The sequence below is a fragment of the Streptomyces sp. NPDC056169 genome (assembly GCF_042268445.1).
Taxonomy (GTDB): domain Bacteria; phylum Actinomycetota; class Actinomycetes; order Streptomycetales; family Streptomycetaceae; genus Streptomyces.
The window spans coordinates 65,533-82,439 of record NZ_JBHJUO010000022.1 but is presented as its reverse complement, the minus strand read 5'-3'; the positions used below and the strand labels follow the sequence as shown (position 1 = coordinate 82,439).

Genomic DNA, 16,907 nt, shown 5'->3' with positions numbered 1-16,907 from the left:
CCCGTGCGGTGCCGCCCTGCGGCGGAGGCGCGTCAGCTCTGCGCGGTGGTGTCGCCCGCCTGTGCGGTGCCCTCGGCCGTGCCGGTCTTCTCGCGCATCTTGCGCACCAGCTCCGCCTTGCGGTCGGCCGCACCCTGGCGGTCGAGGTTGCGGTGCGGACCGTTGTTCTGCCGTTCGGCGCGGGACAGCTTCTTGCGCTGGCCGCCGCCCTGGCCCACGGGGTTGTTGATGTTCTTGCTGTCGGTCACGGGTTCTCCCGGTAGTGAGGTGAAGTGATCTACGGATTCATCGGTGGGGGACGGGCGGCGACGTCGAAGGACGTCAGCAGAGGCCCATCACGCGCTCACTCGTGAACCGGCGTCTGGAAGAACATGACAAAGACGTTACCCGGTTCCGTCGGCCCCGCGGACCAAACGTTTCGCCGCCCGGCGGTCGGCGGGGCCTTCGGCGGGGCCTTCAGCGACCGCCCGGGGCACGTGCGCGCGGTGGCCGGTCGGCCCCGGGTCTTCTTCCTACACTGGCGGGCATGGCATGTCGCATCAGTGAACTGGTCATCGACTGCGTCGACCCCGTCCGGCTCGCCGCGTTCTGGAGCGAGGTCCTCGGCTACGTGGAGCTCGGCCGGGAGGACGGGAGCATCGAGATCGGGCCGCCCGGCGCCGGCTTCGGCGGCCCGCAGCCCACGCTCATCCTGAGCCCCAGCAGCGACCCGCGGGCCGGGAAGCTCCCGCTGCACATCGATGTCAACCCCACCGACCGCGACCAGGACGCCGAGCTGGAGCGGCTGCTCGCGCTCGGTGCCAGGCCCGCCGACATCGGCCAGGACGGCACCGAGAACTGGCACGTCCTGGCCGACCCGGAAGGCAACGAGTTCTGCCTCCTGCGGACCCGGCTCCAGCCCCTCTGACCCGCGCGTCCTGACACCGAGCCCCCGTCCGTACGCCCCACGGCCGGGGGCTTGCGCGCGTCGGGTGTAGCGCCCGGGCCCGCCCCCAGTTCCGCTCGCACCCTTGATCGTCGGCTCCGCGAACAGCATGATCATCTGCGTCCACGAGATCAGACGACGACATGCACGCAACTCCGGAACGGGGATCCCCTCATGCGAGTCAAAGCCTTCGACCACCTCGTACTCAACGTGACCGACGTCGACAAGGCGCTCGACTTCTACACCGGATCGCTGGGCCTCGTGCCCGAGCGGGTCGAGGAGTGGCGGGCCGGCAAGGTTCCCTTCCCGTCCGTGCGCATCGACGAGGGCACGGTCATCGACCTCTTCTCGCGCCCGCGAGGCGAGTCCAACGTCGACCACATATGCCTGGTCGTGGACCCCCTGGACTGGCAGGAGGTCATCGACTCCGGCACGTTCGACGTCCTTGAGGGCCCCGTCCCGCGCTGGGGTGCGCGCGGCTCGGCCCAGTCGGTCTACGTGAAGGACCCGGACGGCAACACGGTCGAACTGCGCTGGTACCCGCAGGACGCCGAGGCCCCGGCGGCCGGCTGACCGTCGGGCACGGGCCGAGCTGCCGGGCCCGGCCGATCTGCCGGGCCCCGGTCGACCCCGCCGGGCCCCGGCCGATCCGCCGGGGCCCGGCAGGTCTGCCTCAGGGCCGGTCGACGGCGTGCTCCTTCAGGAAGGCGCCGGCGTGGGCCGCCGCCTCCTCCTTCGTGGCGTACCGGGTGTCACCGTCGGCCGCGCCGCGCGTCCCGTCGGCGCCCGTGCCCTCCCACAGCCACCCGCCGGACGGCGTCTCCTGCACCAGTTCGGCCGTTCCGCCGCACAGGGCGAGGGGGGTGCTCGGTCCTGTTGCGCCAGGCACCGAACGGTTCACGGCGTCGGGCCACTTCTTGCGGGCTCCCTGCCGGGTGATGCCCCAGACGGCGCCCATCTGCTCGTAGCTCGCGCCGTAGGACCCGGCGGTACCTGCCGCGATCGCCGTCAACCGCTTGACCTCCGTGTCCACCACCTTCCAGGCGCCAAGCACGGAGAGCGCCACGTCGACCGGCTCCGCGTTCCACATGCGGTCCGCGGGCAGCCCCGACGCCCGGGAACGAAGCGCCGATGCGAGGGGATGGAGGGCGTCGTAGAGGGCCTTGTGGAGCTCCGCCTGCTCTTCGGGAGTCATCTCCGATGAAGTCATGCGGCAACTATAGTTAACGAGCACCGGAAACGGAAACAAAAGTTTCCGACTGTCGGCGTCCGCGGCGTCAGGCGTCCCGGTGCAGGTCCCGAGTCTCGGGGCGTGGCCGGAAGCCGGCCGACTCGTACGCGGCGACGGCGGCCGTGTTGGACGTCGGGGTGCCGACGAACGCGCTCGACGCGCCCAGATCCCGGAGGGCGGCCGCCGCGGCGAGGGTGATCGCCCTGCCGTGGCCCTGGCAGCGGTGGTCCCGGTGTACGCCCATCGGTTCGAGCACGCCGGGCCTGCCCGGGCCGGCCGACCACACCGTCACCGACGCCACCGCGTCGCCCCCGTCGTCGTACGCGACCAGGGACCGGGCCTCGGAGAACGGCAGTCCGGCCGCCATCGCGTGCCAGTGCCCACCTGTGAACCTCGACCCGTCGAACGCCGACCGATGCACCGCGGCGAACACGTCCGCCCGCTCCGGCCCGACCACCTCGATCCGCAGGCCCGGGTCGTCCACCCGCTCCGTGAGGTCCCGGTGCAGCGGTGTCCACGACTCGCCGGCAGTCCAGCCGTGCTCCGCCAGCAGGTCCTGGACCAGCGCGCCCGCCGGCGCCTCGACGTCCGCCTCGCCCCCGGGCAGTACCCCGCGCTCCGGATCGGTCACGTCCTCGACCACCCGCCGCGCCAGCTCCTCCTCCCGCCGTGCGTCCGGCGCGACCGTCAGCCGTACCAGCCCGGGACCGTCCAGCAACCCCACCGCGAGGATCCGTCCGTCCCGGCGCCAGGTCCTGACCGCCGCGGCGGTCGCCTCCGCACCCGACCGCCAGAACCAGCCCACGTCCCCCGGATGCAGCTGCATCGGCGCCCCCTCGTCCTGCCACTCCCGCAGGACGCCCACCACCTCGCCCAGCCCGTCGACTTCCGGCGTGCCCGATTCGATTGCCATGTCCCCGATCACACACCAGCGCACCGACGGCCGGCACCGGGTTTTCGACCTGCCGACCTCGTGGGCCCGGGGAGCGTCCTCGGAACCGGCGCGCTGCCCGGCCGGGAGGCGCGCCCCCGGAACCGGCGCGCTGCGTCCGAACGGCGTCAGGCGTCTGCCCCGCACGAGCGCGTCCGGCCCCGCGTGCGGAGTGTTCGGCGGGGTGCCGCCGGTCTTCCGGCCATAGTGCGGCCCATGACACGCACCCCCTCCCGTACGCGTCCCCGCGCGGGCGCCCGCAGGGCCCTCCTCTGCGCCGCCCTCCTCGCCGTCACGGTCCAGACGACGGCCGCCGCACCCGTGTCCGCCGTGTCCCCCGAATCCGCCGTGTCCGCCGAGTCCGGCGGCCCGGGCGGACACGGCGGACGCGACTGCGTGCGGACCGAGGGCCCCCGCGACGACCGCGCCCGTCAGATCCTGGCCATCACCCGCAAGGCCAAGAAGGACCTCCGGCTGAAGTCCGTGCAACTGCGGGTCACCGTCGACGGACGCGAGGTCGTCACCGACGCGCTCGGCGAGTCCATGACGAACGTCCCGGCCCGGCCGGACATGCACTTCCGCGCCGGCTCCGTCGCGTTCGCCCACATCGGCACCGCCCTCCTCCAGCTCGTCGAGGAGCGGAAGGTCCGGCTCGACGACACCGTGGAACGCTGGCTGCCCGATCTGCCGAAGGCCGACAAGATCACCCTGCGCATGCTCGCGACCAACACCACCGGTCTCCACGACTACGTCACCGACCCGGCCTTCCTCGCCGAGCTGGAGGCCCACCCGTTCCGCGCGTGGACCCCGGAGCAGCTCGTCGCCTACCCCCTCCGCCACTCGTTCTGGTACGAGCCGGGGGCCAGCTGGAGCTACTCCCACGCCAACTACGTGCTTCTCGTCGCCGCACTCGAGAAGATCACCGGCGTCCCGATCGACCGGCTGGTGGAGGAGCGGGTCACAGGGCCGCTCCGCCTGCGCGACACGCAGAGCAACCTCACCCCCGAGATCCCGCGACCCGCCCTGCACGCCTTCACCTCCGACCGCGGCCTCTACGAGGAGTCCACCTTCTGGAACCCCTCGTGGACCACCGCGCCCGGCGCCGTCATCACCACCCACATCTGTGACCTCGCCCGGTCCGCCGAGGCCATCGGCAGCGGCGAACTCCTCTCGCCCCGCTCCTACCGGACCCTGCTCGACCCCGGCACGGTCGGCCTCGGCGGGGCGACCGAGAAGTGCCCCGCCACGATCTGCCTGAAGCAGACCGAGGCCAAGCACTTCGGCTTCGGCGTCATCGTGGTCAACGGCTGGGTGCTCCAGAACCCGTCCTTCTCCGGGTACGCGGCGATCCAGGCGTACCTGCCGTCCGAGCGGCTCGCCATCGCGGTCTCCGCCACGAAGACGGCGACCACACCCGACGGCAACACGGCCGAGGTGGTCGCCCAGCGCATCGCGGCCGAACTCGCCCCGGGTACGCCCCTGGCCGTCGGCTGACACCCGAGGCGCCCGACGCCTACGCCGACAGGACCCGGCGCTGGTGGACCCGCAGGTGCAGGGTCGCGAGGTCGAGCAGCGGAGTCGCCACCCCGAGGGCGCGCGCACGATCGGTCAGGTCGCCGAAGAGGTGCTCGACCTCGGTGGGCTGCCCCGCCGCCAGATCGCGGTACAAGGACGGCACCATCGGCGAGCCGGACGCCGACACCACGGCCAGCGTCGCCGCCCGCTCCGCCTCCGGTACGGGGTGGCCCGCCGCGGCGGCGACGGCGGCGGCCTCGTCGAGGACCGCCGGGCCGAGGGCCGGACCGCCCGGTGCGTCGTACACGTCGCCGACGGTGCCGCGCATCAGGCTCGTCACGGCGCCGAACGTCGTGATGAACACCCACTTGTGCCACATCGCGGTCATGACCTGATCCGGCACCGGCGCGTCGATCCCCGACGCGTCGAGGACGGCCCGGATCCTCTCCACGCGCGGGGTGACCGTCCCGTCCTGCTCGCCGAACGCCAGGTGGGCGAGCGGGGCCAGCCGGAGGATGTCACCGGAATCGTCGAGGGTCGTGACCACCTTGGCCACCCCGCCGAGGACCGCGGACGCGCCGAAACGGGCGTTGAGGACGTCGATGTGGGCGAGGCCGTTGAGGAGCGGGACGACGGCGGTGTCCGGGCCGACGGCCGGCGCGATGTCCTCGACGGCCCGGTCGAGGCCGGTGGACTTCACCGAGAGCAGGACGAGGTCGTACGGGCCGGTCAGCTCGTCGGCCGTCACGAGCGGCGGCGTGAGCATCCACTGCTCGCCGGGGGCGAGGACCCGCAGCCCGCGCTCGCGCAGCGCTGCGGCGCGGGCCGGACGGACCAGGAAGGTGACGTCCTGTCCGGACCGGGCGAGCAGGGCGCCGAAGTAGCCACCGGTGGCACCGGCGCCGACGACCAGGATCTTCATCGTTGGGGACCTCTCGTGGGGCGCCCCTGGGGCGCGGTGGTGAGCAGGGGGGTGAGCAGCCGGTGCGGGCGGGCGAGCGCCGCCGTCACCGGGTCGGCGTCCACGGCCGGGGGCCCGGTCGGGTCCCCGGGCGCGGGAGCCAGCCCCGGTCCGGGGGTGACCAGGACGTCTCCTACGGGTACGGCCGCGCCGCAGCCCGTACACCGTCCGTCGGCGTCGAGAGGGGCCTCGTCGGTGACGTGCCGGAAGACACGGCGCGGGCCGCCCTCCGCCGCGTAGAACTCCTCGCCCCAGGCGGTGAGCGCGCGGACCGCCGGCCAGAGGGCGATCCCCTTGGGCGTCAGGACGTAGACCTCGCGGCGGCCGGTGCCCGTCTCGGGCCGGCGGTCCAGGACGCCGGCGTCGACGAGGGTGGCGAGCCGGTCGGTGAGGACGGCCCGGGGGACCGTCAGATGCGCCGCGAACTCCCCGAACCTGCGGACCCCGTAGAAGGCGTCGCGCAGGATGAGCAGCGTCCAGCGCTCGCCGATGATCTCCATCGAGCGGGAGAGGGCACAGGTCTGGCCGCGGTAGTCGCGCGGAAGCGTCATGGGGTGACCCTAACCCGAAACAGCCCGAAAGAGTTCGGTCACCGAACTGTTTTCAGGTGAGCGAAAGGGACGACTAGGCTCTCGCTCACCATGAACCAGCCCACGGAACCCAAGGCCGACAAGTCGGGAGTGCGCCGGCACAACCTGAGCCTCGTCCTGCGGACCGTCCACGAGGCGGGCGAGACGACGCGGGCCGCGGTCGCCGCCCGTGTCGGACTCACCCGGCCCGCCGTCTCCTCGCTCGTCGAGCAACTCCTCGACCTCGGCTTCCTCGTCGAGTCGGGCAAGACGTTCAGCGGGCAGGCGGGGCGGCCGGGCACCGTGCTGAAACCGGCCGACACCGGCCCCGCGGGGCTCGGCGTCGAGATCAACATCGACTACGTGTCGGTCTGCGTCGTCGACCTGACCGGCGCCGACCGGGTCCGGCGCACCGAGCGCCTCGACAACCGCGCCGCCGGCGCCGCCGAGGTCCTGGACCGGGCCGCCCGCATCGCCGCGGAGGCCCTCGACACGGCGGCCGGACGGGGGCTGACCCCGGCCGGAGCCGGGCTCGCCCTCCCCGGGCTCGTCACCGGCGGGACCGTCCGGCAGGCGCCCAACCTCGGCTGGAACGAGGTCGACGCCGAACGCCTCTTCGGCGAGGCCCTCGCCGCACGGCGCCCCGGCACGGGCGGACCGGCCGGCCTCGCCCTGACCTCCGACAACGAGGCCAACATGGCGGCCCTCGCCGAGCTGTGGTTCGGCGCGCTCGGCGACCTCCGCACCTTCCTGCACCTGACCGGCGAGATCGGGGTCGGCGGCGCGATCGTCGTCCACGGCGAACTCCTGCGCGGCGCCCACGGCTTCGCCGGCGAGATCGGCCATCTGGTCGTCGACGCCGAGGGGCCCCGCTGCCGCTGCGGATCGCGCGGCTGCCTGGAGCAGTACGCGGGCCAGGCGGCGCTGCTGCGGGCGGCGGCGGCCTCCGACGTCGCGGAGCTCGTACGCCGTGCCGGGGCGGGGGACCCCCGCGCCCTCGCCGCGCTCTCCGAAGCGGGCCGCATGCTCGGCCGCGCCCTGTCGGGCGCCGTGAACCTCCTCGACCCCGAGGCCGTCGTCCTCGGCGGCATCTATCCGCGCCTCATGCCCTGGCTCGCCCCGGCCGTCGCCGAGGAGCTCGCCGCCCGGGTCGTCTCCGGCCTGTGGACGGCGGACGCGGACCGCCTCCGCCCCGCCTCCCCGGCGACCGACGCGGCCCGCGGCGCGGCGGCCCTCGTCCTCCACGACGTCCTGACCGACCCGTTGGCCTACGCCACGACGGGAAGCGGCTGAACACCCCTCAGGGGGTGGGTGGTTCGACGAACGGGCGGGTCAGGTGGGCCGTGGCCAGGAGCGCGCCGCGTTCGGCGGCCCGCGCGAGCTGCTGCTCTCGGGAGGCGCGGGCCACGGCCGGGTCGCGTTCGTGGGCGTAGGCGACCGCCGGATCGGCGAGCTGGACGGCGTGCACGAGGAGGTCGCCGGTGACCAGGACGTCCCGGCCGCCGGGGTGCTCGACGAGGACCGACTGATGGCCCGGCGTGTGCCCCGGCGTGGGCAGCAGCGTGACACCCGGGCGGAGCCGGTGCGTGCCCTCGATCTCGTACAACTGCCCGGTGGCCCGCAGGGGTTCCACGACCCAGGACCACACCGGGTCGCCCCGGTCGAGCGCGGCGGTCTCCGCGCCCTGGACGACGTACCGGGCCTGCGGGAAGACGGGCTGCCCGGCCGCGTCGGCGGACCAGCCCGTGTGGTCCTCGTGCAGATGCGTCAGGACCACGGTGTGGACGTCCGCCCGGTCGATCCCGGCCTCCGTGAGCAGGTCCGGCAGCCGGCCGGGGACGGGACACCAGGGTGCCCCCGGTCCCTCGGCGGGGCCCACCCCGGCATCGATCAGGATCCAGCCCGTACCGCCCGGGTCGGCGACGGCGAAGCAGCGGAAGTCCAGCCGCCAGGCTCCGTCGGGCCCCACCGCCCCCGGGTCCAGGGCGGCCGCCGCGGCCCAGTCCGCGGCGCGCGCCCCGGGGAACGCCTCCCGCGCCGGTGCGAAGAACATCCCCGTCGCGTCGAGCAGGGCCGTCACCGATCCCCGCCGCGCCGTTCCCCCACTGTCCGGTGACATGGCGCCGACTCTGCCACCGCGAGGCTCCGCCTGCCCAGGGGAACAGGGACAGGGAACGGGGGATGGGGAACGGGGATGGGGAACGGGGATGGGCAATGGGGTGATTCCCGGGCCCGGCCGCCGAGGTGACGTGCTCTCATCCCGCTCTCACGCGGGCCTTATCCCGCCATCACGAGCCGCGCCTACCTTCGCGCCATGTTCTTCACCTACCTCCGGCGCGAGCTGCGCCGCCGCAGAAAGGCGGCGCTCGTCGTCGCCTCCGGGCTCGCGCTCGGGATCGCGCTGGTCATCGTCGTCAACTCCGTCTCCTCCGGCATGAAGGTCGCCCAGGGCAAGGTGCTCGAGTCCTTGTACGGGCTCGGTACGGACCTGACGGTGACCAAGGCCCAGGAGCAGCCCGAGGCGGGCGCGCGGCCGCAGCGGCCCCGGTTCGAGTTCCAGGGCAAGGAGGACGGCGGGAAGGAGCAGAGCAGCGACCGGCTGATGGTCCAGGGCTTCCAGACCCTCGCGGACTCCACCGTCGCCACGGTCGCGAAGCAGCAGGGCGTCGACCGGGCCGTGGGCGGTCTGAGCCTCGTCAACCTCAAGATCAACGGCGAGTTCACGCGCGGCCGGATCCAGCGCGGCGAGGCCCAGCCGGCGCAGCCGGCGCAGCCGGGCGGCGGGACGGGAGGGGCCGGGGACGGCTCCGGCGGGGCCGGGGAAGGCTCCGGGGGCGGCTCCGGCCCCAGCGACACCGTCACCGGCGGCGGCGCCGCCTTCGACGTCAACTCCTTCACGCTCTACGGCACCGACGTCACCGCCCCCGACCTCGGGCCCCTCACCACCTCCACCGTCTCCAAGGGCCGCACCTTCACGACCACCGAGACCGACGCGAAGGTCGCCGTCCTCGACAGCGCCTACGCCCAGCAGGAGGGGCTCGCGGTCGGCGGCAAGCTGACGGTCAAGGGCGTGTCGTTCGAGATCATCGGGATCGCGACCGCCGACAGCGGCCAGTCCGCCGCCCAGGTCTACCTGCCCCTGAAGCAGGCGCAGTCGCTCTCCGACTCCGCCGGCAAGATCACCACGATCTATGTGAAGGCCACCGACTCGACGAAGATCGAGAAGGTCAAGACCGCCATCCAGAAGAACGTCACCGGCACCACCGTCACCACCTCGGCCGACCTCGCCCAGACGGTCTCCGGCTCCCTGGACACCGCCGCGAACCTCGCCTCCACCATGGGCACCTGGCTCTCGTACGCGGTGCTCGTCGCCGCCGTCCTCGTCGCCGGTCTCCTCACCTCCTCGGCGGTCGGCCGGCGCGTCCGCGAGTTCGGCACGCTCAAGGCGCTCGGCTGGACGAGCGGCCGGGTCACCCGCCAGGTCGTCGGCGAGGCCCTCGTCAACGGTGTCGTCGGCGGCGCCCTCGGCATCGCGGTCGGCCTCGCCGGAGCGTACGCGGTGACCGCCGTCAGCCCGAACCTCACCGCCGAACTCGGCGCGAGCGCGGGCGGCTTCGGCGGGCGCGGCGGCGGCATGGTCTTCGGCGGCGGAGCGGGCGGCCCCGGCGGAGCCCGTACGGCCGTCGGCAAGACCGTCGACATCGCCCTGACCGCCCCGGTCGGCATCACCACCGTCGGTCTCGCCGTGCTCCTCGCCCTCGGCGGCGGCCTCGTCGCCGGCGGCTTCGGCGCGTGGCGCGCCTCGCGCCTGCGTCCCGCCGACGCGCTGCGCCGCGTCGAGTAGCCGAGCGGCCGACCGCCCGCACCACCTCACACAGGAGTCGCACCATGTACGAACTCACCGGCGTCACCAAGCAGTACCGGCGCGGCCGGACCAGAGTGGACGCCCTCGCCGGCGTCGACCTCACCATCGGTCAGGGCGACCGGCTGGTCATCCAGGGCCCCACGGGCGGCGGCAAGTCCACGCTGCTCCAGATGCTCGGCGGCCTCGACCGGCCCACCTCCGGCAGCGTCCTCCTCGACGGCACCGACCTGGCGAAGCTCTCGGAGAGCCGACTGACGGCCGTACGCGGCCAGAACATCGGCTTCGTCTTCCAGAGCTTCAACCTCATCCCCACCCTCACCGCCCTGGAGAACGTGGAGACCGCCCTCGTCCCGCTCGGGGTCAGAACCGCCGACCGCCGGAACAGGGCGGCCGAGGCACTGGATTCGGTCGGGCTCGGCGAACGAGTCGGGCACCTGCCGTCCGAGCTCTCCGGCGGCCAGCAGCAGCGCGTGGCCATCGCCCGCGCGCTGGTGAAGCGACCGAAGGTGCTGCTCGCCGACGAGCCCACCGGAAATCTCGACGAGTCGATGCGCGACGAGATCGTGGACCTGCTCGAAGGGCTCTGCGAGGAGCACGGGCTGACCTTCGTCATGGTCACCCACGACAGCGCCGTCGCCCGCCGCGCACCCCGCCTGGCCACGATCCGCAAGGGCCGGATCACCGTGAAGGAGAACCGTCCGGTCGACCGTCCGGTCGGCTGAGACGGGGCCGGAGCGGGGCCGGAGCGGGGCTGAGACGGGGATCACTCCACCGTAACGGTGTTCGGCATTGTCGAACGCCGTTACGGTGGCCGGGCATCAGGAGTCCGGAGTCAGGGAGCCACCATGTTCACCTTCACGTCCCAGGACGGCGTCGTCATCCACGTCCACACGTGGCTCCCCGAGGGGGACGCGCGGGGCGTCGTCCAGATCGCGCACGGCATGGGCGAGCACGCCGCCCGCTACGCCCCGCTGGCCGAGCACCTCACCGGCCTCGGCTTCGCCGTCTACGCGGGCGACCACCGCGGGCACGGACTCTCCATGCACGCGGGCGCGGGCCACTTCGGCGAGAACGGCTGGAACCTCCTCGTCGAGGACGTCGCCGCCCTCACCCGGATCGCCCGCGACCGCCACCCCGGGGTCCCGGTGATCCTGCTGGGGCACAGCATGGGCTCCTTCGCCGCCCAGCAGTACCTCCTCGACCACGCCGCCCTGGTCGACGGCGTCGCCCTCTCCGGCACCACGGCCGTGGACGGGCTCCTCGCCGGACTCGTGGAGGCCGCCCGGCAGGCGGCGGAGGCGGGCATCGAGGGCGGCGGGATCTTCGACGCCTTCAACGCCGCCTTCACGCCGCACCGTACGGACGCCGACTGGCTCAGCCGCGACGAGAAGCAGGTCGACGCCTACCTCGCCGACCCGCTCTGCGGCTTCGCCGCCGACGACCGGGGGATGGCCGACATGGGCGCGGCCGCCGGCCGGCTCGCCGCGCCCGAGGGCATCCCGGCCGACCTGCCGGTCTACGTCCTCGTCGGCGACCACGACCCGCTCAACGCCCGCCTCGCCCTCTCCGACCTGCTGGTCGCCCGCTACCGCGAGGCCGGGCTGACCGACCTCACGTACCGCAGCTACGAGGGCGCCCGCCACGAGCTCCTCAACGAGACCAACCGGGACGAGGTCGTCGCCGACCTCACCGCCTGGATCGCACGCGTGGCGGGCTGACTCCGCACCCTCCCTACACGCGCACGCCGTGGCCGCGCAGATAGGCCAGCGGGTTGACGTCCGAGCCGAAGTACGGCGTGGTCCGCACCTCGAAGTGGAGGTGCGGACCCGTCACCCGGCCCGACCTCCCCGACCGCGCGATCCGCTGGCCGGCCGAGACGCTCTGCCCGGGGGACACGTCGATCTGCGAGAGGTGGGCGTACTGCGTGTAGCGGCCGTCAGGGTGACGGATCACCACCTCGTAGCCGTACGAGCGGCCGTACCCGGCCGTGACCACGCGCCCCGGACCGACCGACCGGACCGTCGTCCCCGTCGGCACCGCGAAGTCCTGGCCCGTGTGATAGCCCCGTGACCAGGCGCCGGGCTGCCCGTAGTACCCCGTGAAGACGTACGAGGAGACCGGCACCGTCCAGCCCCGCGAGGAGGGCGTGGACGGGGCCGTGGGGCCGGTCGGCTTCGAGGTGTTCCCCGAGGTGTTCCCGGAGGTGCCCGTCCGCTGCTCGTACTTCCACTGGTGGCTGGTCCAGTACCAGTGGCCGCGGTACTTGTACCAGTAGACGCGGTCCTGGGCGTCCCAGCCCTGCCGTCCCCGGAAGACGGGCTCGCCGCTGCGGCCCCCGCCCGCCGCGGCCTGCCGGCTCACCTCGCCGGTGCCGCTGCCGGTGCCGGTGCGCTGGACGTACGTGGACTGGTGACTGGTCCAGCGCCACTCGCCGGCGGCGTTCCGGAACCAGTACTTCGAGCCGTCCCAGCCCGCGTGCGCCGGGGCGGGTTCGGCGAGCGCCGTTCCGGTCCCCGCCCCCACCAGGGCGACCGCGCCGACGGTCGCGACGACGGCACGGCGCACCCCGTGCAGGGTCGCCCCGCCCCGTGCGCCGGCCGCGCCGCCGTTCCGGGCGGCCTCGGCGCAGCCCGCGCAGGGGCAGTCCAGCGCTATCTCGTCGGTGAATTCGGGTGCGGTGAGTTCGGGTGCGGTGAATTCGGGGGTGTCCACGATCCTCGTCACTCCTGATTCTGTGGGGCCGGCCCGCCACGCCGGGTGTAGAAGGCCACGGTCAAGTCCTTGACCAGGGCCTGGCGTTCGAAGTCGTCGAGTTCGACGAGTCCGCGTGTGGTCAGCCGTGTCACCGTGTCGTCCACGGCGTCGATGACACCGGTCAGGACGGAGTCCCGGTGCTTGGCGTCGAGCGCGGCGATCTGCCGCCGCTGCATCGCGGCGGCCACCTCGGGGGCGTACTCGATGCGGGTCGGCTGGGCGGAGAAGACCGCGATGCCGACCGGCCGGCACTCGGCCGCGAGCATGCGGGTGAGGGCGTCGCCGACGGCCTCCGCGTCCCGGAGGGTCGGCGCGTCGCCCCGGAAGGCGTCGGCGGGCAGCTGGGAGAGCACCCGCGCGACGGCCGCCTCCACCTGCTCCCGCAGATAGCCGAGATGGTCGTCGACGGCGAACAGCGCCCGGGCCGTGTCCCGCACCGACCAGACCACCAGGACCACGACGCGCAGCGCCGAACCCTCGGCGTCGACGACGGCGATCGGCTCGCTGCGCCAGTGCCGCAGCCTGACGTCGATCCGGCGGCGCAGGACGAAGGGGCTGACCCAGGCGAGGCCGGTCCGCCGTACGGTTCCCCGGTAGCGGCCGAAGAGCGAGAGCACCCAGGCGGAGCCCGTACGGCCGCGGGTCAGGCCGCCGAAGGCGACGACGGCGACGACGGCGCAGCCGGCGAGCGCCGCCCACTGCCAGGGCAGCAGGTGCACGGCGCTCAGGGGGCGGGCCCGCCAGAGCGTCGCGGCCGCCCCGCCGAGCGCGGTCAGGGCGACGAGCACGGCGAGCCAGCCGGGGACTGCGGGTCCGGGGCGCTCGACGAGGTCGGGGTCGGGGTCGGAGGGCGGCGGGCGCCGGGAGACGGCGATCGCGGGGACGGTCTGCGGGGACTGAGGGGACTGCGGGGATTGAGGGGATTGAGGGGACTGCGAGGTCGGCACGGACCGCGCGGACTTCAGGGACGGCAGGGACTGCGTCGAGGGTGTCGACTGCGTCGACCGCACCGGCGCTGTCGGTCCGTCGAGTCCTGTCGGTTCCGTCTCCTCGGGCCGGTCGCCCGGCCTGGGCAGGGTGGCGGTCGGTCGCGCGGGATCCGACCGGAAGAGGTCGTCCATCGGTATGCCGTCAGGATGACGACGCACGCGGACGGGCAGGGGCCGCTTCTGTGGCTCGGTCATGAGGCCCTTCCGGCCATCAGGAGATGACGGCACGTCGGATGATCTTCAAAGACCATCGTCACAGGGGTGAATGTCCGGAATGCCGCGACGAAAGTCCCGAATGTCCGGGACTTTGGTCCCTTGGCCAAGGCTTCACGGCGAGCATGTGTCAGTGGGGGCGCCTACCGTTTTCGTATGACGAAGACGAGCGGTGGGGGAACGTTCGAGGCGGCCACGGGCGACGGTCCGCCGCTGCCCGGGGCCGAGGCCGAGCAGCGGTCGCGGGAGGTGCGGGCGGCCCGGGACGGGCTGCTCCAGATCAGGCGCCTGACGAACGGTCGGGGCGGCGACCCGGCGGCGGTGCCCGCCGAGTGGGAGCGCGGGAGACCGGTCCGCGCGGTGGCCCTGGCCCTGGAGCACGGCGGGCTCACCCCCTCGTCCGTGGACGCCTCGGGCGTACGGGTCGCCACCGGCTACCGGGTCCGGGCGGGGGACCGGCCGGCGACCGCCGTGGTGGAGTGGCTGGGCCCGCCGGGCTCGGGAGCCGCTCAGGAGGAGGCGGAGGCGCTGGCCGCGTGCGTACCCGTACTCGCGCGACTGGGCTGGGAGGCGCTGCTCTACCGGGGGCCGCGCGGGCGTCGCTTCCTGGAGGTGGAGCCCATGAATCCGTGACGGGAACGGGCGGACCGCCATCGAAATTCGATGCCGCTCGACGGTGACGTCATGTCAGGATCCAGCGCATGTCGATGCGATACCCGAACCCCTTGCGCCCCGGTGACCGGATAGGCGTCACCTCGCCGTCGAGCGGAGTGCCCAAGGAGATGCGTGCGCGCCTCGACGTCGCGATCCGCGACGTGGAGGCCCGGGGGTACGAGGTGGTGGTCGGCGCCTGCATGGACGGCGCGGGGCACGTCAGCGCCCCCGCCGCCGAGCGTGCGAGCGAGCTGACGGCGATGCTGACGGACCCCGGCATCAGGGCCGTCGTGCCGCCGTGGGGCGGTGAGACCGCGATCGACCTGCTTCCGCTGCTCGACTGGGACCGGCTGCGGGAGGCCGAGCCGACCTGGCTCGTCGGCTACTCCGACATGGCGACCGTACTGACGCCGCTGACGCTCCTCACGGGGACGGCGACCGTGCACGGGAACAACCTCATGGACACGCCCTACCGCGTGCCCGAAGGCCTGCTGTCCTGGCTCGACATCGTCGCCGCCCCACGGGGACACGCGTTCACCCAGGTCCCGCCGGACCACCACCGGGCCGCGGGCTGGGACGACTACCGAACCCATCCCGGCGTACGCGAGTTCACGCTCGACACCCCCGGCAGGTGGACCAGGCTGGACGGCGACGGAGACGTGGACGTCGAGGGACGGCTGATCGGAGGCTGCGTCGAGATGCTGTGCAACCTCACGGGCACGCCCTACCTCGACGCCTCCGCCTTCGCGCGGGCCGAGGCACCGGAAGGACTCCTCGTCTACGTCGAGGCCGGGGGCGACGACGCCTTCGCCATCTGCCGGTACCTGCACGGCATGCGGCTCGCGGGCTTCTTCGACGCGGCGAACGCGGTCCTCGTCGGCCGGACCTCGGCGCCCGGCCGCGACTCGCTGAGCCAGCACCAGGCCGTGCTCGACGCCCTCGGACCGCTGAACGTGCCGATCGTCGCCGACGTCGAGTGCGGGCACGTCGCGCCCTACCTGCCGATCGTCAACGGAGCGCGCGGCCGCGTCGTCCACACCGCGGCGCGCAGCGAACTGACCCAGACGCTGGACTGACGCGCAGGGGCGTCAGGCGATCGAGGCCGAGACGATCGCCGAGACCGCGAGGTTGCAGGAGGCCGTCACCCACACCGCCGGGTGCGGCTCGGGGTCGACCAGCGTGGCGCCGAGCTTGCCCGGCGTCACCAGGTCGACGACGAGGAAGGCGACCGCCATCATCACCAGGCCGAGCAGGCCGAACGCGGCGGTGGAGACGAGCCCCTTGCCGAAGTCGTGGTACGTGGTCCAGATCGAGGTGAAGACGATGCCGCCTATGCCGAGGAGCGCGGAGCTCAGCAGGATCGCGGCGTTGCGGTTGCGCTCTTCCCAGATCTGCCGGCCGAGCTTCCCCGGCGTCAGCAGATCCACGAGCACGATGCCGAGGATCAGCAGGACCACGCCGAGGGCGCCGTACGCGCCCGCCCGGCCCAGGCCGTTGACGATGTCGCTCATGGGTTGCCGACTCCGGAAGGGTTGCGATCGCGGGGGATCGGTGGTCAAGGACCGGCAAAATGTAGCGCACAGGTCAACCGCGCCCGCCGTCCGCCCGGAAATCGGGCGGACGGCGGGCGGTACACGCGGATTACCGGGGGCGGTGGGGCCGTTCCGTCAGGCCCCCGCCGGCAGGTCCTTGGCGCGCGAGCGGATCACGAACGCCGTGACGGCCTCGACCACGCCGACCACGAGCAGCCAGACACCGACGAGGACGGTGAGGACCGCCGCCGACTCCAGCGGCGACACGATCAGCACCACGCCGGCGACCGCGCTCACGACGCCGAGGAAGATCTGCCAGCCGCGCGCGGGCATCGCGGGGTCGGAGGCCGCGGCCACCGTCTGCGTGATGCCCCGGAACAGCCAGCCGATGCCGATCCAGAGCGCGAGCAGCAGGGTCGACTGCATCGCGCCCCGGAAGCAGAACAGACCGAGCAGGATCGAGAGTGCGCCGCTGATGAACGCCATGACCCGCAGCGCCGTCGTCGCGTGCGTACCGAAGGCCGCGACCAGCTGCATCACACCGCTGAAGAGCAGATAGAGGCCGAAGAGCACACCGGCCACCCTCAGGGAGGCGTCCGGCCAGGCGAGCACCATGATGCCCAGGACCACCGAGACGAGCCCGGCGACGAGCAGCGCCTGCCAGGCCGCGCCCGCCAGCACACCGAGCGGACCGGGCGGTACGTCGTGCGGCGAGGGTCTGTCATGAGTCTGTGTCATGGAATCTTCGGTCCCTTTCCATTCGGGGGG

19 protein-coding genes are annotated in these 16,907 nt (G+C 73.4%); 9 read left to right on the top strand and 10 right to left on the bottom strand.

Translation table 11 applies throughout. From position 1 onward, the window contains the following. Positions 1-32: 32 nt before the first annotated feature. The gene (locus tag ACFC0G_RS32010; RefSeq protein WP_376410014.1) at positions 33-248 is read right to left on the bottom strand and encodes a DUF6243 family protein; all 216 of its coding nucleotides are present in this window, start codon (positions 246-248) and stop codon (positions 33-35) included. Positions 249-526: 278 nt separating this feature from the next. Between ACFC0G_RS32010 and ACFC0G_RS32005 the strand changes: the two genes are divergently transcribed. Both ACFC0G_RS32005 and ACFC0G_RS32000 read left to right on the top strand, forming a co-directional pair. Next, the gene (locus ACFC0G_RS32005) at positions 527-907 is read left to right on the top strand and encodes a VOC family protein (protein WP_376410010.1); all 381 of its coding nucleotides are present in this window, start codon (positions 527-529) and stop codon (positions 905-907) included. 192 nt (positions 908-1,099) lie between these two features. Next, positions 1,100-1,498: a VOC family protein gene (locus ACFC0G_RS32000; RefSeq protein WP_376410006.1), complete on the top strand. Its 399-nt coding sequence runs from the start codon at positions 1,100-1,102 to the stop codon at positions 1,496-1,498. Positions 1,499-1,598: 100 nt separating this feature from the next. Here ACFC0G_RS32000 and ACFC0G_RS31995 read toward each other — a convergent pair whose 3' ends face one another. Together ACFC0G_RS31995 and ACFC0G_RS31990 are read right to left on the bottom strand one after the other, a co-directional pair. Further along, positions 1,599-2,135, bottom strand: coding sequence for a hypothetical protein (locus ACFC0G_RS31995; RefSeq protein WP_376410004.1), 537 nt, complete (start codon positions 2,133-2,135; stop codon positions 1,599-1,601). A gap of 67 nt (positions 2,136-2,202) precedes the next feature. Then, entirely contained in the window at positions 2,203-3,069 is an 867-nt protein-coding gene (locus ACFC0G_RS31990) for a GNAT family N-acetyltransferase (protein WP_376410000.1), read from the bottom strand. A 234-nt stretch (positions 3,070-3,303) separates the two neighbouring features. On the opposite strand from ACFC0G_RS31990, the gene ACFC0G_RS31985 reads away from it, so the two are divergent. Continuing rightward, positions 3,304-4,581, top strand: a complete 1,278-nt coding sequence (locus ACFC0G_RS31985) for a serine hydrolase domain-containing protein (RefSeq protein ID WP_376409997.1) — start codon at positions 3,304-3,306, stop codon at positions 4,579-4,581. Between the two features lie 19 nt (positions 4,582-4,600). On the opposite strand, the gene ACFC0G_RS31980 is transcribed toward ACFC0G_RS31985, so the two are convergent. Then, complete coding sequence (locus tag ACFC0G_RS31980; protein WP_376409994.1) at positions 4,601-5,524, bottom strand: ketopantoate reductase family protein; 924 nt, start codon at positions 5,522-5,524, stop codon at positions 4,601-4,603. Further along, a complete protein-coding gene (locus ACFC0G_RS31975; RefSeq protein WP_376409991.1) occupies positions 5,521-6,114 on the bottom strand; it encodes a winged helix-turn-helix transcriptional regulator in 594 nt (197 codons plus the stop codon). The genes ACFC0G_RS31980 and ACFC0G_RS31975 overlap by 4 nt, the downstream gene beginning before the upstream one ends. A gap of 90 nt (positions 6,115-6,204) precedes the next feature. Here ACFC0G_RS31975 and ACFC0G_RS31970 point away from each other — a divergent pair, with 90 nt between their 5' ends. Continuing rightward, positions 6,205-7,425, top strand: coding sequence for an ROK family protein (locus ACFC0G_RS31970; protein WP_376409988.1), 1,221 nt, complete (start codon positions 6,205-6,207; stop codon positions 7,423-7,425). Positions 7,426-7,432: 7 nt separating this feature from the next. On the opposite strand, the gene ACFC0G_RS31965 is transcribed toward ACFC0G_RS31970, so the two are convergent. Beyond that, positions 7,433-8,251, bottom strand: a complete 819-nt coding sequence (locus ACFC0G_RS31965; RefSeq protein ID WP_376409985.1) for an MBL fold metallo-hydrolase — start codon at positions 8,249-8,251, stop codon at positions 7,433-7,435. Between the two features lie 195 nt (positions 8,252-8,446). Here ACFC0G_RS31965 and ACFC0G_RS31960 point away from each other — a divergent pair, with 195 nt between their 5' ends. The 3 genes from ACFC0G_RS31960 (at position 8,447) to ACFC0G_RS31950 (ending at position 11,715) form a co-directional block, all read left to right on the top strand. Continuing rightward, positions 8,447-9,976 (top strand): ABC transporter permease, encoded by a 1,530-nt coding sequence (locus ACFC0G_RS31960; protein ID WP_376409983.1) that lies wholly within the window; start codon positions 8,447-8,449, stop codon positions 9,974-9,976. 44 nt (positions 9,977-10,020) lie between these two features. Further along, the gene (locus tag ACFC0G_RS31955; RefSeq protein ID WP_376409980.1) at positions 10,021-10,719 is read left to right on the top strand and encodes an ABC transporter ATP-binding protein; all 699 of its coding nucleotides are present in this window, start codon (positions 10,021-10,023) and stop codon (positions 10,717-10,719) included. Between the two features lie 123 nt (positions 10,720-10,842). After that, positions 10,843-11,715 (top strand): alpha/beta fold hydrolase, encoded by an 873-nt coding sequence (locus ACFC0G_RS31950; protein ID WP_376409977.1) that lies wholly within the window; start codon positions 10,843-10,845, stop codon positions 11,713-11,715. A gap of 13 nt (positions 11,716-11,728) precedes the next feature. On the opposite strand, the gene ACFC0G_RS31945 is transcribed toward ACFC0G_RS31950, so the two are convergent. Continuing rightward, positions 11,729-12,709: a M23 family metallopeptidase gene (locus ACFC0G_RS31945; RefSeq protein WP_376409974.1), complete on the bottom strand. Its 981-nt coding sequence runs from the start codon at positions 12,707-12,709 to the stop codon at positions 11,729-11,731. Between the two features lie 8 nt (positions 12,710-12,717). Next, positions 12,718-13,935, bottom strand: coding sequence for an SPFH domain-containing protein (locus ACFC0G_RS31940; protein WP_376409971.1), 1,218 nt, complete (start codon positions 13,933-13,935; stop codon positions 12,718-12,720). A gap of 174 nt (positions 13,936-14,109) precedes the next feature. Between ACFC0G_RS31940 and ACFC0G_RS31935 the strand changes: the two genes are divergently transcribed. Further along, complete coding sequence (locus ACFC0G_RS31935) at positions 14,110-14,586, top strand: hypothetical protein (RefSeq protein ID WP_376409968.1); 477 nt, start codon at positions 14,110-14,112, stop codon at positions 14,584-14,586. Between the two features lie 68 nt (positions 14,587-14,654). Then, positions 14,655-15,683: a S66 peptidase family protein gene (locus ACFC0G_RS31930; RefSeq protein WP_376409966.1), complete on the top strand. Its 1,029-nt coding sequence runs from the start codon at positions 14,655-14,657 to the stop codon at positions 15,681-15,683. Positions 15,684-15,695: 12 nt separating this feature from the next. Here ACFC0G_RS31930 and ACFC0G_RS31925 read toward each other — a convergent pair whose 3' ends face one another. Together ACFC0G_RS31925 and ACFC0G_RS31920 are read right to left on the bottom strand one after the other, a co-directional pair. Continuing rightward, positions 15,696-16,118 carry a DUF350 domain-containing protein gene (locus ACFC0G_RS31925; protein WP_317601289.1) on the bottom strand — a complete coding sequence of 141 codons (423 nt, stop codon included), beginning with the start codon at positions 16,116-16,118 and terminating at the stop codon, positions 15,696-15,698. A 156-nt stretch (positions 16,119-16,274) separates the two neighbouring features. Beyond that, positions 16,275-16,877, bottom strand: coding sequence for an HdeD family acid-resistance protein (locus ACFC0G_RS31920; protein WP_376409962.1), 603 nt, complete (start codon positions 16,875-16,877; stop codon positions 16,275-16,277). Positions 16,878-16,907 lie beyond the last annotated feature (30 nt).